Here is a 1,567-nt window from a genome sequence, read left to right on the forward strand (position 1 = left end):
ACTGGCCTGGCCGTGTATGCCGCCGCCCTGACTCGGCCGACGCTCGGATCGCCTCAGGGCTCGGCAACTTGATCACCGCCCAATCCCCCGCCACTTCAACACCGCCTGTTCGGGTGGAAATGGATTTTGCAAGTCCGACTACTTCTGGAACGACGCCGGCCTCAGCTCCTGCCCTTCGGCCGGGTCTTGGCTGATGAAGCGGCCCAGCTCGGGGTCGTAGTAGCGGGCCTTGAAGTAGTGCAGCCCGGTCTCGGCATCCATCGGGTGCCCGGTGAAACCGAATTTGTTGCTGCTGCTGCCGCGCTTGAGGTAAGGCTGGCCCCAGGCGTCAAACAGCACCTCGCTTTGCACGCTGCCGTCGGCGTTGGTGGTGAGTACCACCGAGCCCAGGGCGTCGGCGTGCAGCAGTTGCGCGCCGTCTTCGGCGCTCCACAGCGCCACGGGCTCGTCGCCCGCAAAGTCGTAGCGGGCCAGCACGGCGCCGCTGCGTACGACCTCGGCACGAAACGACGAGGGGCCTCCATGTTTCGTGTGGCGTGAGTGCCGTCGAGCTGCGCGACGCCACCCGGCAGACCCCTCAGGTCAAACCGACCTTGTCGCGAGAGATCTGATGCTGGGGTCAGCAGCGATGGCCGCCCTCGCCGCCTTGGGTCGGTTGTGCGCGAGCGTCAACAGACCCTGCTCACCATGTCCGGCAAGACGATGTGACGCAGCACGCGAAGAAGCTTTCGATGCTGGGCTCGCTCCTGGGCTGGAATGTCGGCAGCCGCTTCATCCGGTACCGCCTTGTCCGAGTCCTCCAGGGCGTCGAACTTCAACTCCTTGAACTGCTTGGCCTTCAGTTGCGGCATCAAGCCCTGCTCTTGCGGGATGTGCTCGGCGTACAGCGCATCGAAGGCCTCCAACACCCTGGTCACCACATCGCGAACGGTCCTGCGGGCGAGTGTTTCCGGCACGCCCAGCGTGGCTGCCGCGGCCAGCACCGCTGCTGGCGTGACCTGGTCAAAGCGCCCAACTTCCGGCGACAGGTGCACGGCCAAAGGCACCGCCGGCCAGCGCCCCTGCTCGTCCGCCAAGGCTCGGGTGTGATAGACCCCGGTGGCCAGCAGGTCGTAGTGCGGCGCGAGGTCCACGCGGCCCGGTGTGACCAAGAAGGACAGGTTTTTCAGGTGGCAGTCGTCGTTGGCCACCAGCAGGTTGAACACCAACCAACGGAACAGCAACACCGGCGTGGTGAGCTGGTCCGCACAAGCCTGCGACAACTCGCGCAGCACCTCAACGCCGGCGCCGTACTTGAACATGCGTGACTTGTTGAGAAGCTGGCACGCGTCGATGACGTGCACCCGCTGCACGGCAGGTGCCCGGGCGGCAGTCTCGGGGGCGAAGTCGACGCGGTCGAACTGGCGATCGAATCGCTCGATGACATAGTCGGACTTGCAAAATCCAGTTCCACCCGAACAGGCGGTGTTGAAGTGGCGGGGGATTGGGCGGTGATCAAGTTGCCGAGCCCTGAGGCGATCCGAGCGTCGGCCGAGTCAGGGCGGCGGCATACACGGCCAGGCCAGTC

At 65.5% G+C, this 1,567-nt stretch carries 2 protein-coding genes; both read right to left on the minus strand.

Annotated features, from left to right (window positions below):
* Positions 1-138: 138 nt before the first annotated feature.
* A complete protein-coding gene (locus tag O9335_RS13890; protein WP_298389115.1) occupies positions 139-477 on the minus strand; it encodes an RHS repeat-associated core domain-containing protein in 339 nt (112 codons plus the stop codon).
* A 191-nt stretch (positions 478-668) separates the two neighbouring features.
* Entirely contained in the window at positions 669-1,484 is an 816-nt protein-coding gene (locus tag O9335_RS13895; protein WP_298389117.1) for a HipA domain-containing protein, read from the minus strand.
* Positions 1,485-1,567: the final 83 nt, after the last annotated feature.

Source organism: Inhella sp., assembly GCF_027532025.1.
GTDB lineage: Bacteria > Pseudomonadota > Gammaproteobacteria > Burkholderiales > Burkholderiaceae_C > Inhella.